The organism is Enterococcus italicus DSM 15952 (assembly GCF_000185365.1).
Lineage (GTDB): Bacteria > Bacillota > Bacilli > Lactobacillales > Enterococcaceae > Enterococcus_G > Enterococcus_G italicus.
Genome location: NZ_GL622241.1, coordinates 164,724 through 178,271, shown reverse-complemented (window position 1 = coordinate 178,271; position 13,548 = coordinate 164,724). Strand labels below are relative to the sequence as shown.

Genomic DNA, 13,548 nt, shown 5'->3' with positions numbered 1-13,548 from the left:
AACCAATTGTCAGAAAAAGTCGAATTTGTGGGCAAGGTTGCCGCTATTTTTTATCAAAACCCCGCTAATTTTTACAAAGTCCTCCTCGTCTCCATCGAGGCAACGACAGCTGATTTTCGTGAGTCGGAAATTGTGGCTACGGGAAGTTTTGGTGATGTCCAAGAAGAAGAAGGGTATCGTTTTGTCGGAGAACTGGTGGATCATCCGAAATACGGGGTACAGCTAAAGGTCGATTCCTACCAAAAAGCACAGCCGACATCTGCCTCAGGAGTGATTTCGTACTTATCAAGTGATAAGTTTCCCGGTATTGGGAAGAAAACAGCTGAGACGATTGTGAACGCATTAGGCGATGATGCAATCGAGCAGATTTTGGACAATCCTGATTTGCTGGATACCATTACACAATTAAATGCCAAAAAGCGTCGCGTTATTTTAGAAACATTGCGGCTGAACCACGGGATGGATCAGATTATAGTTGGCTTAACTAAGTATGGCTTTGGTAGCCAGTTGTCATTTGCTATTTATCAAAAATATCGCAATCAAGCACTGGAAATTATCGAAGAAAATCCGTACCAATTAGTAGAGGACATTGACGGCATTGGGTTTAAAAAAGCGGACGGGATTGCCGAACAGCTCGGTATTGGTGCCACTTCAAATGCGCGCATGCGTGCGGCAATTTTGCATCAAATCATCCAAGCAACTGTCCAATCAGGTGATACTTACGTGCCGGCGAAGCGACTGCTTGAGCAAAGCATCTCCTTACTTGAAACTAGTCGGCCAGTAGAGATGAATCCGCAGCAAGTCGCAGATTGTGTGATTGAATTAATTGAAGAAGGAAAGTTGCAGCAGCAAGATACCAATATTTATGACAATCGTTTGTATTTTGCGGAGTGGGGGATTGCCACGTCCTTGCATCGCTTAATGAATCGCAAAAAAACGATTCAGTATGATGATAAAAAAGTAACAAAAACGCTCAAAAAAATCGAAAAAAACTTAGGTATTTCCTATGGCCCGTCACAAAAAGAAGCCATCATTGAAGCAATCCATTCACCTTTTTTTATTTTGACTGGTGGACCAGGTACGGGGAAGACGACGGTCATAAATGGCATCGTCCAGCTGTTTGCTGAGCTAAATGACTTGGATTTGGATCCAGCTAGTTATACAGATGAGACCTTTCCTGTGTTGCTGGCTGCACCGACTGGCCGAGCAGCCAAGCGGATGAATGAAACGACAGGCCTACCAAGTGGAACGATTCATCGTTTGTTGGGGTTAAATGGACGCGAGCAAGCGACGACGAGCTTGCCACCAAAGGAATTAGAAGGTGGTTTGTTGATTGTTGACGAGTTGTCGATGGTCGATACGTGGCTGGCGAATACACTGTTTAAGGCAATCTCGACCAATATGCAAGTTATCTTAGTCGGCGATAAAGATCAGCTCCCCTCTGTCGGACCTGGACAGGTGATGCATGACTTATTGAAGATTGCGCAGTTTCCGAAAAAAGAATTGACAGAAATTTATCGTCAAGGCGTCGAATCGACCATCATTCCGCTCGCCCATGAAATCAAAGATGGCTCGCTGCCAGCAAACTTTCAAATCAATCAACCAGATCGCTCATTCTTTCCATGTCAGGCCCATCAAATTGAACCCATTATTGCGAAAATTGTAGAGAAAGCAAAAGCGAAAGGCTTCACGGCCCAAGATATTCAAATTTTAGCGCCGATGTATCGGGGAGTCGCGGGGATTGATGCCTTGAATAATATGATGCAACAAATCTTTAACCCAAACGACGGACGCAAAAAAGAAGTTCGCTACAAAGAGACGGCTTATCGGATTGGTGACAAAGTATTGCAATTAGTCAATGCCCCTGAAGACAATGTCTTTAATGGTGATATGGGCGTTATTGTTGGGATTACATATGCCAAGGATTCTGAAGACAAGGTGGACGAGTTGCATATTCAATTTGATGCCAATGAAGTCTCTTATCGAAGAAATGACTGGCATAAAATAACGTTAGCGTACTGTTGTTCCATCCACAAATCTCAGGGTAGTGAATTCAAAATGGTGATTTTACCCATGGTGCACCAATACAGTCGCATGTTGCAACGCAATCTTTTATACACAGCGGTGACGCGAAGTAAAGAAATGCTGATTTTATTAGGGGAATATGATTCCTATCAGCGGTGTGTGCAAGTCGAATCTCATTTGCGCTTAACGACATTGGTCGAACGCATTCAAGAGGTAGCTGGCTATACGAAAGAGCAAATGAATCAGTTGGATCAAACTGAACAAGCACTTTACACAGATGAACCTTTTGAGAAAGTCAAAACAACGAGAGACGTACCCAATAAAGATGAGAAAAAACAAGCTCCAGATATGCCAAAAGATTCCCGGTTAACGTTGACGGCAATTTTGGAGCAAACAATTGATCCTATGATTGGCATGGAAGGAATTCGTCCACAAGATTTTGTCAGCCAAACCTAACAAGCACCCAATCTGAGTAGTCGCCAAACGTCAGCATTTGGCACGTTTCAGATTAGGTGCTTGTTTTTTACCAAAAAGTTTGTTTGGTCACTTCGACAATCAAATCATAACAACGAGTCCCCATCGACTCACCATCAATTTGGGTATCTTCTTGTGTCGTGGTGACCAGGTGGATTTTTTTCGCCGTGTAGTGATGGAAATGCTTCGAATAAAAATCTTTTTTTCGTATTACGCAATAAGCTAGGTGAGCCAATTTAAACCAAGCGACTTTTTCAACAATAACTAGCTCAAATTCCGGCTTGTTGAGCGCAATTTGCGGTGCAATAGCAACGCCGCCACCAAAATAAGGATGATTTGCAATGGTACAAAGGTACGTTTTTGCCAATGTAATCGACTGGCCATTAAACTCTATGCGAGCAGGGTAGCCTTTTTGCTTGAAAAAGCTACTAAAAGCAACACTCAAGTAACTGAAGCGACTCAAACGCCAGCGATTCAAATTTTTCTTTCGGGATCGTTCATTGGCTTTTTTGACAATTTTTCCATCTAAGCCAATCCCTAAACTATTCATGAAGACTTGCCGATCACCTTGAATTCGATCCTGATAGCTTAATATAGGAACAAGCTGAGGGGAGCGGGTCTGGACAATTTGCCAAAAACGTTCAATAGGATCTTCTGGTAAGTGACAAGCACGGGCAAAATCATTGCCGCTACCAGCAGGAATGTAGGCGACCGGGTAATCCACGCCATATGCATGGAGCTGATTGATTACATGATGCAACGTGCCATCACCGCCGATCACTAAAAGCATTGGAAATTTCTCTTCAGCGCCTAAGCGTCGAGATTCTGGAAAACTTTGTAGTAGATGCTGTTCCAATAAAGTTTGAACAATCCTAGCTTCGTGGTTTGGGTATTCTGTTTGATAATCATAATAAGTAAAGTCATTTTCTTTTAATTCAGAAAGAATTTTTTTTGCAACTGTCTGTCCTTTGCCGCCACCAGCAACCGGATTGATGATGACATGGTAAATTCTTTTCATAGCTAACTCCAATCCTTTCATTTCTGGAATCTATTATATCATGTTGCATTCTTTTCGATAAGTCAGGACCATTTTTGGAAAATGATCCGGCGTTCGTCATGGACGACTGAGAAACAAAAGTTGCATACATCCGTCGTCCTCTGGTATACTTCTTTGAGGAGAAGGAGTAGAAAAAATGAAATATTATCACTTAATTATCAGCTCTTTGGGACTAGCTTTTTTACAATTTTGTTTAAAGCATATATTTCATCTGTCAGCATCTGCGACGGTAAACCATCTATTCATTGGATTACAAGGATTGCTACTTGTTACGTATAGTCTATTAATGATTGGCTTTGTATTGGTAAAACCAAATAAAAAAACAACCAAAAAACCTGCGTCATCAACTAATCAACCAACACCACAAACTTCTAATGATGAGCGTTGGCTAAAAGCAAGTTAAAAAAAGAGGCAAAGATACTCAAAAAGAGTCGTCTTTGCCTCTTGACTTTTTCAAGGGGATTCCCTAAAATCAATAAGGATATTCTCGCGGTTCATCAACCATCCCGCGTTATCAAAACTAGGAGAAAGAAGGAAAAATCTATGCAACAAAAAACGAGCAGCTCTGTTCGCACACTGGCAGGCAACGCGATTATTATGGCGTTGTATGTCGTCTTATGCTTTATTTTACCGTACCAATCGGGAGCCATTCAGTTTCGACTCTCGGAGAGCTTGAATCACTTGGTCGTCTTTAATCGCAAATTTATTTGGGGTGTTTTTGGTGGAGTAGTCTTATACAATCTCTTTTTTGGCTATGGACCAATGGATGTTTTATTTGGTGGGGCTCAGACTTTTCTAGCTTTGCTTGCGACAATTGGTATTAGCCGCTTTGTAAAAAGTGACATCTGGCGTTTAGTTTGGAACTGTGTCTTCTTTACAGTAAGTATGTTCTTGATTGCGTTAATGTTAATGTGGACTGCGGATTTACCATTCTGGCCGACCTATGGCACAACAGCTTTAAGTGAAGCAATCATTATGGCGATTTCAGCACCAATTATGTATGGTGTGAATAAAGTCGTTAAATTTGACCAACGAATTTAAAAGTAAAGGGGGTGTGACGAAAGTTTGTCACACTCCCTTTTTGAATGTACTACTTTTAGGCATTTAGGCCATTAAAAGTCAGCTTGAAGATCTTCAATTTCGACTACTTTAAATAATTTGTTTTCGAGTTGTTCGATAATTTTGTCTCGTAATTGAACAGAGATACCCGCTGGCAAAGTAATCAATGTACGACGGATAAATTCATCCTTGCCAATATCTAGTGTGATGCAACTTGCAATACTGCAATGCTTTGAGACAATTTTAGAAATCATCGCCAAGTCACCTTGTTTACCAGTCGAAGCAATCGTTAAGACGTAGCTTCCTTGTTCAATGTTCCAAGATTGAGCCAAGACAGAAAGTAATGAGCTATGAGTTAAGATGCCGTAGAAATAATTATTCTCATCTAAGACAGCAATATAAGGTAATTCTTTAATGCTAAAGAAGACATTGAAGAATGAAGAGTTGACATAAATGAATTTGGTTGCATTTTTTAATAAATGAGTTACTGGCAATGACATATCGCCACCGTTTGCCTTGTGACGGTAGATGTGCATTTTGTAAATATTGCCTCTAAAAATCTTTCCGGATGCATCCAAAATTGGCACACAACGATAGCCGGAATCTTCTAATATTTGCAATGCTTCTTCTAATGAAGCGTCCTCTGTAACTGTTGTTAGGTCTTGTTTTTTGTAGACCATCGTTTTTAAAAGCATAACCATACCTCCATAATAAATTTTCACTTTTATCATAACACACTCCACCTAAAAGTTTAACTAGAAGAATTGCAAGTAACATGAAGTGTCGTTTGACAGAAATAGGAAAAAATGCTATTTTTACTTGGTGGAATGAGAAACGGGCAGGAGGTAAGTTTATGGCAACCAAAAAAGCGGCACTTGCTTGTTCAGTTTGTGGTTCTCGGAATTATTCTAAGTCTGTGAGTGAGGGGAAAAAAGGTACTCGCTTAGAGATTAATAAGTTCTGTAAATATTGTAATCAATATACCATTCATAGAGAGACAAAGTAGACGGAGGCATCGGGATGAAATTTATTCGTAGTGTCAGAGAAGAAATGAAAAAAGTTACTTGGCCTTCAGGAAAACAATTACGTAAGGATACATTAGTCGTCATTGAGACGTCCTTGATTTTTGCGGTATTATTCTTCTTGATGGATACAGGTATTCAACAACTCTTTGCTTGGATCCTTAAATAATTGTTTAAGGAAAGTGGCAGAATTACGGTGTGCATGGTATAATGCAGACGAGAGAAAAACTTCGGGTGTACTGAGGTTTTTTTATTTTACGAAAAAAGACAAAGGAGTCCAAATGATGGAATCAGTAGAAAAAAGTTGGTATGTGTTGCATACGTATTCTGGCTATGAAAATAAAGTAAAAACCAATATCGAGTCTCGTGCGCAAAGTATGCGTATGGGTGATTACATTTTTCGAGTAGTGGTACCAGAAGAAGTCGAAAAAGAAGTGAAAAATGGAAAAGAAAAAGAAATCGTGCATAAGACTTTTCCTGGCTATGTGCTAGTTGAAATGATTATGACTGATGAATCTTGGTATGTTGTCCGTAATACACCAGGTGTGACTGGGTTTGTCGGTTCTCATGGTGCCGGAAGCAAGCCAGCGCCATTATTGCAAGAAGAAATCAACAGCATTTTGCGTTCATTAGGCATGAGCACACGTACAGTAGAATTAAAAGTTGCCTTGGGCCAAACGGTAAAAATTATCGAAGGTGCCTTCTCTGGATTAGAAGGACAAGTGACTGAAATTGATGAAGAACGTCAAAAATTAAAAGTAAATATTGATATGTTTGGTCGTGAAACAAGTACAGAACTTGATTTTGATCAAGTAGATGATATCTAGTCGCTGAGTCGCTGTTTGTAAAACAGCGGCTTTTTTTTAGGGAGGGGAAAGAAATGAAACGAATTGGCTATGGAATAGTCATCATACTTGTTTTATTCGTTCTGAGTGCTTGTAGCTCTTCCCAGTCAACGAAGAAGACGACCAAAGAAAGCCAGACACCGACTGTCTTTTTTCATGGCTATGGTGGGGGGCCTTCTTCTTTTGGTTCGATGATGCAACGCTTAAAAGACAAGGGTGAGGCTAAAAAAGAATTAACGCTAACTGTTCAAGAAGATGGCACCATTTCGGCAGAAGGAAAATTGTCAGATGACAAAGGAAATACCATGATTCAAGTGATTTTTCAAAGCAACAAAAGCACCCAAACCAATCAATCACTTTGGATTGCGGCAGTCTTGCATTACCTCAATGTAACGTATCAGATTGATAAGGTGAATCTTGTCGGTCATTCGATGGGAGCGGTCAGTACGATTGATTATCTAGAGCAGCATGCAAAAGAAGATCAACAACCCAATGTTGCCAAAGTTGTCTTGATTGCTGGTCCGTTTAATGAGTTTCTCGATACGTTTTCTTCGCAGTCTCAAACAGATTTGTTGGCGAATGGTCCGAGTGAACAATCCGCACGCTATCAACAATTTTTAGTCGATGCGTCTAGATTAGATCGCTCGCTTGTGGTGGAAGTCATTAGCGGTCAACTAAGTGATACCGACTTGAGCGATGGGATTGTTCCATTAGCGAGTAGTTTAGCCATTGTTCCATTGCTAAAAAACCAAGGCATCTCAGTGACTTATAAAATAGTAAAAGGGTCGAAGGCACAACATAGCCAGCTCCATGAAAATCAAACAGTCGACAACTTGCTTGTATATTTCTTATGGCAGTAAAAAGGATGTGCCGAACGTGTATAGCTTTTACGAAAAAGACCAGAAAATCCAAAGGCTGAGAAACAACGTAAGGATTTACTGGTCTTTTTACTTGTAGCTGATCCTCTCTCATTTTTATTAGCCCATGATGGATTTGGTTAATTTTTGAGCAGTAGGTGTCATGGCTAAGCCGCCTTCTGCCGTTTCGCGAAACATCGATGGCATTTGACGACCGACTTGATACATTGCTGCCACGACTTCATCTGGTGGAATGACACTTTCAATTCCGGCTAATGCCATATCAGCCGAGATGAAAGCTTGTGATGAACCTAGTGCATTACGCTTCACACAAGGGACTTCCACTAGGCCAGCTACTGGATCACAAATCAGCCCCATCATATTTTTTAGCGTAATTGCCACTGCTTGTGCGGATTGATGGGCACTACCTCCATTCGCTGCCACCAATGCTGCAGCTGCCATCGCACTAGCAGATCCGACTTCAGCTTGGCAGCCGCCCTCAGCTCCAGAAATAGATGCATTGTTAGCGATCACCAGACCAAATGCTCCAGCGGTAAATAGAAAATCAAGCTGTTGATCGCGTGTCAGCTGTAATTTTTCACGACAAGCCATTAAAACTCCAGGGACGACCCCAGCACTACCAGCAGTCGGCGTTGCACAGATTAATCCCATTTTGGCATTGACTTCATTCACGGCGATGGCGTTGCGTACTGCGGTTAAAATGGTTTCTCCACTCATAAAATTGCCACTTGCTAAGTAGTGATTCATTTTGGTCGCATCGCCACCAGTCAGACCGGTCACTGACGTTACCCCAGCGACACCTTCTTCGATGGATTGTTCCATAACGGTTAAATTACGCTCCATCAAGCGATATATTTCCTCGCGCGTTCGGCCAGTCATTTCTTCTTCAGTCGCCAACATTAACTCGGCCACAGTCGGGTAGTTACTAGCTTGCTCGACTAAATCTGCAATTGAATAAAACATGTCTTGACTCCTTAATCAAAGTAAGCGGCACTATAGATATGCTCTAACTTACGGATTTTTTCTAACACGTCACTGTTGCGTTCATCTACTTCAATAATCATAATGGCCTTTTCACCTTTTGATTCACGAGTCACGGTCATCGTACCGATATTTAAGGTCGCCTCAGACAATAATTGACTTACTTTGGCAATCATTCCCGGTACGTCTTGGTGAACAATAATGAAAGTAGGTGTTCCCAGTGAAAGTGAGAGCTTAAAGCCATTCACTTCAGAGATTTGAATATTGCCGCCACCAATCGAGATGCCTGTGACGGAAAGCTTGTGCTCACCCTTATAGACGACCATACGGACCATATTTGGATGCTCAGCTTTTTCTTTTTTTGGAGTAAATAGGACTTCCATTCCTGATTCATAGGCAATTTTTAAGGAATCTCCTAGCCGGCTATCATCTGGATCCATTCCTAACAAGCCACCAACTAAAGCAATATCCGTACCATGCCCGCGATACGTCTTGGCAAATGATTCATATAAATAAATATCCACAGTATCGGGTTGTTCACCAAAAATATTGCGAACGACTTTGCCGATGCGTGCCGCTCCAGCCGTGTGTGAACTACTAGGTCCCACCATTACTGGTCCAATAATATCAAATACACTGCGATAATTTAATTGTTCCATATTTTTCCACCTTATCTTAAAGTTACGATTGTAGTGTAGCATAGTATAGAAAGAGGAGCGACTAGTTTACCTATAAAAGCAAGAAAATAAGAAAAATTAGTTGAAATGATTTGAAAATTTGCTATAATATCATCGTGCGTGTAAATAATTATTTATAGGCATGGTTTACGTGGGAGGAGAAATACGTATCTCCAATTAACCACATCACGGACTTAAGGAGGTATGTCTCGTGGCAAAAAAAGTTGAAAAAATCGTTAAATTGCAAATTCCTGCAGGTAAAGCAACACCAGCTCCCCCAGTAGGTCCTGCATTAGGTCAAGCAGGTGTGAACATCATGGGATTCACAAAAGAATTCAATGCTCGTACAGCTGATCAAGCAGGTTTAATTATTCCAGTTGTTATCTCTGTATATGAAGACCGTTCATTTACATTCGTAACAAAAACACCACCAGCTGCAGTATTATTGAAGAAAGCTGCAAAAATCGAAAAAGGTTCTGGTGAGCCTAACAAAACTAAAGTTGCAACTGTTTCTAGCGATCAAGTAAAAGAAATCGCTGAATTAAAAATGGAAGACCTAAACGCAGCTAGCGTCGAAGCAGCTATGCGCATGGTTGAAGGAACTGCACGAAGCATGGGGATCGTTGTTGAATAAGTTTCAACCAACCCTAAGGAAGTAGCTTCTCAGTCGGCTCTTTATTGAAAGATAAAGAACACGTGGGAGGTTCTACCGTTATAACCACATTCAAGGAGGAAACACACATGGCTAAAAAAAGCAAAAAAATGCAAGAAGCATTAAAAAAAGTTGATGCGACTAAAGCTTATTCTGTTGAAGAAGCTGTAGCATTAGCAAAAGATACAAATATCGCAAAATTCGATGCAACAGTTGAAGTTGCTTACCGTCTAAATGTCGATCCTAAGAAAGCAGACCAACAAATTCGTGGTGCTGTTGTATTACCAAACGGAACTGGTAAAACACAAAAAGTTTTAGTATTCGCTAAAGGCGAAAAAGCAAAAGAAGCAGAAGCTGCTGGTGCTGACTACGTTGGCGAAGCTGATCTAGCTCAAAAAATCCAAGGTGGCTGGTTTGACTTTGACGTTGTTGTTGCAACGCCAGACATGATGGCTGAAGTTGGTAAACTTGGACGCGTTTTAGGACCAAAAGGATTAATGCCTAACCCTAAAACTGGTACAGTAACAATGGACGTAACAAAAGCAATCAACGAAGTAAAAGCCGGTAAAGTAACATACCGTGTGGACAAAGTTGGAAATATCCATGTACCAATCGGAAAAGTTTCATTTGAAGATGCTAAATTAGTAGAAAACTTCAAAACAATTCACGATGTATTAGTAAAAGCGAAACCAGCTGCTGCTAAAGGTATTTACATGAAGAACATTACAGTAACGACTACATTCGGACCTGGTATTCACGTGGATGCAACTTCTTTTTAATTAGCTAATTAACTTGACTTAGATACCTTGCGTATGGTAAGGTATCTAAGGTTAATAATTAACTGTACCGAAGACAGTAGGTGACCTAGTCATAATTCCTACCGAGGACAAACGTTGAAGATAATTCAATTGTCCCTCTATGTCTACGGTGGCATAGAGTTTTTTTATTTAAAGAAACTCTTCCATCAAAATCAGGAGGTGAAAAAAATGAGTGAAGCAGCTATTGCTAAAAAAGCCGCTATCGTTGAAGAAGTAACGGAAAAATTTAAAACAGCATCATCTGTTGTTGTTGTAGATTACCGTGGTCTGACTGTTGACGAAGTGACTCGTTTACGTAAACAATTGCGCGATGCGAACGTTGAAATGAAAGTGATCAAAAACTCAATTTTAACTCGTGCCGCTAAAGCAGCAGGTCTTGAAGGATTAGAAGAAGTATTTACTGGTCCGACTGCCGTTGCATTCAGTAATGAAGATGTTGTTGCACCAGCTAAGATTATTGATGAATTTGCACAAGATGCAAAAGCCTTAGAAATCAAAGGTGGTATCATCGAAGGCAAAGTATCATCAGTTGAAGAAATCACTGCATTGGCGAAATTGCCAAGTCGCGAAGGATTACTTTCTATGCTACTATCTGTACTGCAAGCACCAGTCCGCAACGTGGCTTATGCTATCAATGCAGTTGCAGAAAAAGAAGATGGCGATGCAGCTTAATTGCCGCATAATCATTGAATAAAAAACAAAGAAAAAACCAACTAAATGGAGGAAACCAATCATGGCATTGAACATTGAAAACATTGTCGAAGAGTTAAAAGGCGCGACAATCTTAGAATTAAACGACTTAGTTAAAGCTATCGAAGAAGAATTTGGCGTATCTGCAGCTGCTCCTGTAGCTGTTGCTGCAGCTGGTGCTGCTGCTGCTGAAGAACAAACAGAATTTACTGTTGAGTTAACAGCTGCTGGCGACCAAAAAGTGAAAGTTATCAAAGCAGTACGTGAAGCTACTGGCTTAGGATTGAAAGAAGCTAAAGCTGTAGTTGACGGCGCTCCTGCACCAGTTAAAGAAGGCATTTCTAAAGAAGAAGCAGAAGCATTAAAAGCTACTTTAGAAGAAGTTGGCGCTTCAGTAACATTGAAATAATCATTTATTTCAAAAAAAAGGCTGAGACAGGATTGTTCAGCTAAAAGAAGACCATACCATCCAGAAATTGATTCTCAATCTTTTGGATGGTATGGTCTTTTTGCGCGCCGTTTTATGAAAATTGATAGATATCCTTTTTGACAGTAGACCAAGCTTTTTGAGAGACGCCGATTGCAGCACTATATAAAAAGAATAGACTTGCACGCTGCCACAGCCCACGTGTGGTAGCAAAGATTTCATGTAAGAATGGTACATAATAAGTAAGAAAGAAAACGATGCATAAACTGCCAAGTGTCAAACAGGTCCAAAAGAAAGTAGCCCACTTCATTTGTCCGCGTTCTTTAGCAAGCCAGCCACTGATTAAAGCAGCAACCAGTAAACCAAGCATACCGATACCAGTAACAGCTGAGTGCAAAAGATAGATTGGATTGAAAAAAGTTTCTCTGTCATTGATGACAACTAAGCCACTAAGGATGCAGTCGAATAGTCCATAAGCACCTATCGATATACTCATTAAATTAATAGCTAGACGATTATGATCTTGCTTAAAGCATCCCGGCAATCCCAGTGCTCCTAAGACAAAAAGTGAACCAGTCACAATCGATAACTGATTAAAGAGAGTTTGGACTGGGCTATTTGGCTCCCCCAGGATACTAATGATATCCGCACTCTGACTGAAGGACGGATAAACGAATCCTAAGATATACGGCAGTGAAGCATCGCCTACACAGGCGGCAATCAGAAAGATGGGGGCAAGATAACGTTTCATAGTACAACTTCCTTTGCAAAAAATAATTTCCGGTATTTATCTATTTAACACCAAAAAACGGTAAAATAAAAGTAGAAAGTAAACAGAAAGAAGGAAGATGAAATGAAGGCACTGATTGTTTATGCCCATCTAGAAAAGAAAGCTTTTCGCCCGCATTGCTAAAGTAAGTCCAGCATACATTATGTGAAAAAGGACTGGAAGTAGAAGTACGTGATTTGTATCAACTAAATTTCCAACCAGTTCTGGCAGGTGAGGATACGATTCACGTCGAAGAGGGTAATTTTGTTAGAGACCAAGAAATATTTCCACCAGATGTCTTAGTTGAACAAGAAAAAATTTTGCAAATTGGCTTACCTATCTATGTTTTTCCAATTTGGTGGAATGGGATGCCTGCTATCATGAAAGGCTACTTTGATCGTGTCTTTCAAAACGGCTTTGCCTATAGCTTTGAGTCTGAAGAACCTAAGAAAGAATTTTGCGGGGAAGAGGGCGTTGTTTTTGACACCGACTGGTTAGCCTCAAGCAAATGAGGACACGGAGCTAACAAAAGCTATAAAATTACTCACTTCTGGATGGATCTTTAACGGGACAGACGTTCAAATCATTGGGCATCATTTTTATGGACGCGTCCCTTATCTGACTAAAAATGAGTTAGAAAACTATCTTGAGCAAACGGATACATGGTTAAAAGAAATAATTTAAGGAAAATCAGTAAAAATCATTGTGATATAGTAGAATTCGTGTTATGGTAGTAGTGTAATAAATTGATATGCAAATCTTGAGTTATCCAATACTGGTACATTCTTCATTTCACATCATCTATTATTACAATTAAACACGTAATGTGTCATGGAGGTAAAGTTATTATGAATAACGGTACAGTAAAATGGTTTAACTCAGAAAAAGGATTTGGTTTCATCACTGCAGAAGACGGAAACGATGTATTCGTACATTTTTCAGCTATCCAAGGTGACGGCTTCAAAACTTTAGAAGAAGGCCAAGCAGTTACATTTGACGTAGAAGAAGGTCAACGTGGCCCTCAAGCTACTAACGTTGAAAAAGCTTAATCAATGTAATTAATCAGTAGTTGTCATTTATGGCAACTACTTTTTTTAATAATTTTTATAAAAGAGTGTGATGAACTATTGTGGCTCTTTGTCAATCAGGACTGATGGAAAAGATTTAAGTGAAA

Annotated in this window: 18 protein-coding genes and 1 other annotated feature; of the genes, 13 read left to right on the top strand and 5 right to left on the bottom strand. The window is 40.2% G+C overall.

Translation table 11 applies throughout. From position 1 onward, the window contains the following. Positions 1–6 precede the first annotated feature (6 nt). Positions 7–2,481, top strand: coding sequence for an SF1B family DNA helicase RecD2 (recD2, locus tag HMPREF9088_RS00865; protein ID WP_007207200.1), 2,475 nt, complete (start codon positions 7–9; stop codon positions 2,479–2,481). A 67-nt stretch (positions 2,482–2,548) separates the two neighbouring features. On the opposite strand, the gene HMPREF9088_RS00860 is transcribed toward recD2, so the two are convergent. After that, positions 2,549–3,517, bottom strand: coding sequence for a diacylglycerol/lipid kinase family protein (locus tag HMPREF9088_RS00860; protein WP_040366007.1), 969 nt, complete (start codon positions 3,515–3,517; stop codon positions 2,549–2,551). Between the two features lie 175 nt (positions 3,518–3,692). Between HMPREF9088_RS00860 and HMPREF9088_RS00855 the strand changes: the two genes are divergently transcribed. Next, positions 3,693–3,959 (top strand): hypothetical protein, encoded by a 267-nt coding sequence (locus tag HMPREF9088_RS00855; protein ID WP_007207198.1) that lies wholly within the window; start codon positions 3,693–3,695, stop codon positions 3,957–3,959. A gap of 140 nt (positions 3,960–4,099) precedes the next feature. Next, positions 4,100–4,597, top strand: coding sequence for a QueT transporter family protein (locus HMPREF9088_RS00850; protein WP_040366005.1), 498 nt, complete (start codon positions 4,100–4,102; stop codon positions 4,595–4,597). Between the two features lie 71 nt (positions 4,598–4,668). Here HMPREF9088_RS00850 and cbpA read toward each other — a convergent pair whose 3' ends face one another. After that, positions 4,669–5,310: a cyclic di-AMP binding protein CbpA gene (gene cbpA / locus HMPREF9088_RS00845; RefSeq protein WP_040367078.1), complete on the bottom strand. Its 642-nt coding sequence runs from the start codon at positions 5,308–5,310 to the stop codon at positions 4,669–4,671. Positions 5,311–5,468: 158 nt separating this feature from the next. On the opposite strand from cbpA, the gene rpmG reads away from it, so the two are divergent. The 4 genes from rpmG (at position 5,469) to HMPREF9088_RS00825 (ending at position 7,342) form a co-directional block, all read left to right on the top strand. Then, positions 5,469–5,621 carry a 50S ribosomal protein L33 gene (gene rpmG / locus HMPREF9088_RS00840; RefSeq protein WP_040366003.1) on the top strand — a complete coding sequence of 51 codons (153 nt, stop codon included), beginning with the start codon at positions 5,469–5,471 and terminating at the stop codon, positions 5,619–5,621. A gap of 14 nt (positions 5,622–5,635) precedes the next feature. Beyond that, a complete protein-coding gene (gene secE / locus HMPREF9088_RS00835) occupies positions 5,636–5,806 on the top strand; it encodes a preprotein translocase subunit SecE (RefSeq protein WP_007207194.1) in 171 nt (56 codons plus the stop codon). A 115-nt stretch (positions 5,807–5,921) separates the two neighbouring features. Beyond that, a complete protein-coding gene (gene nusG, locus HMPREF9088_RS00830; RefSeq protein WP_040366002.1) occupies positions 5,922–6,464 on the top strand; it encodes a transcription termination/antitermination protein NusG in 543 nt (180 codons plus the stop codon). Between the two features lie 53 nt (positions 6,465–6,517). Then, entirely contained in the window at positions 6,518–7,342 is an 825-nt protein-coding gene (locus tag HMPREF9088_RS00825) for an alpha/beta fold hydrolase (RefSeq protein ID WP_007207192.1), read from the top strand. Positions 7,343–7,459: 117 nt separating this feature from the next. On the opposite strand, the gene sdaAA is transcribed toward HMPREF9088_RS00825, so the two are convergent. Both sdaAA and sdaAB read right to left on the bottom strand, forming a co-directional pair. After that, positions 7,460–8,323, bottom strand: coding sequence for an L-serine ammonia-lyase, iron-sulfur-dependent, subunit alpha (gene sdaAA, locus HMPREF9088_RS00820; RefSeq protein ID WP_007207191.1), 864 nt, complete (start codon positions 8,321–8,323; stop codon positions 7,460–7,462). Between the two features lie 11 nt (positions 8,324–8,334). Beyond that, a complete protein-coding gene (gene sdaAB, locus HMPREF9088_RS00815; RefSeq protein WP_040366001.1) occupies positions 8,335–9,000 on the bottom strand; it encodes an L-serine ammonia-lyase, iron-sulfur-dependent subunit beta in 666 nt (221 codons plus the stop codon). A 229-nt stretch (positions 9,001–9,229) separates the two neighbouring features. Between sdaAB and rplK the strand changes: the two genes are divergently transcribed. The 4 genes from rplK (at position 9,230) to rplL (ending at position 11,587) form a co-directional block, all read left to right on the top strand. Continuing rightward, positions 9,230–9,652: a 50S ribosomal protein L11 gene (gene rplK, locus HMPREF9088_RS00810; protein ID WP_007207189.1), complete on the top strand. Its 423-nt coding sequence runs from the start codon at positions 9,230–9,232 to the stop codon at positions 9,650–9,652. Positions 9,653–9,759: 107 nt separating this feature from the next. Then, entirely contained in the window at positions 9,760–10,449 is a 690-nt protein-coding gene (gene rplA, locus HMPREF9088_RS00805; RefSeq protein WP_040366000.1) for a 50S ribosomal protein L1, read from the top strand. 49 nt (positions 10,450–10,498) lie between these two features. Beyond that, positions 10,499–10,624, top strand: a sequence feature (ribosomal protein L10 leader region). A gap of 32 nt (positions 10,625–10,656) precedes the next feature. Next, positions 10,657–11,160, top strand: a complete 504-nt coding sequence (rplJ, locus tag HMPREF9088_RS00800) for a 50S ribosomal protein L10 (RefSeq protein WP_007207187.1) — start codon at positions 10,657–10,659, stop codon at positions 11,158–11,160. Positions 11,161–11,221: 61 nt separating this feature from the next. Further along, positions 11,222–11,587 (top strand): 50S ribosomal protein L7/L12, encoded by a 366-nt coding sequence (gene rplL / locus HMPREF9088_RS00795; protein WP_007207186.1) that lies wholly within the window; start codon positions 11,222–11,224, stop codon positions 11,585–11,587. A 112-nt stretch (positions 11,588–11,699) separates the two neighbouring features. Here rplL and HMPREF9088_RS00790 read toward each other — a convergent pair whose 3' ends face one another. Then, the gene (locus tag HMPREF9088_RS00790) at positions 11,700–12,356 is read right to left on the bottom strand and encodes a DUF998 domain-containing protein (RefSeq protein WP_007207185.1); all 657 of its coding nucleotides are present in this window, start codon (positions 12,354–12,356) and stop codon (positions 11,700–11,702) included. A gap of 215 nt (positions 12,357–12,571) precedes the next feature. Between HMPREF9088_RS00790 and HMPREF9088_RS12275 the strand changes: the two genes are divergently transcribed. Continuing rightward, positions 12,572–12,886, top strand: coding sequence for an NAD(P)H-dependent oxidoreductase (locus tag HMPREF9088_RS12275; RefSeq protein WP_007207184.1), 315 nt, complete (start codon positions 12,572–12,574; stop codon positions 12,884–12,886). A 336-nt stretch (positions 12,887–13,222) separates the two neighbouring features. Beyond that, a complete protein-coding gene (locus tag HMPREF9088_RS00780) occupies positions 13,223–13,423 on the top strand; it encodes a cold-shock protein (protein ID WP_007207183.1) in 201 nt (66 codons plus the stop codon). Positions 13,424–13,548: the final 125 nt, after the last annotated feature.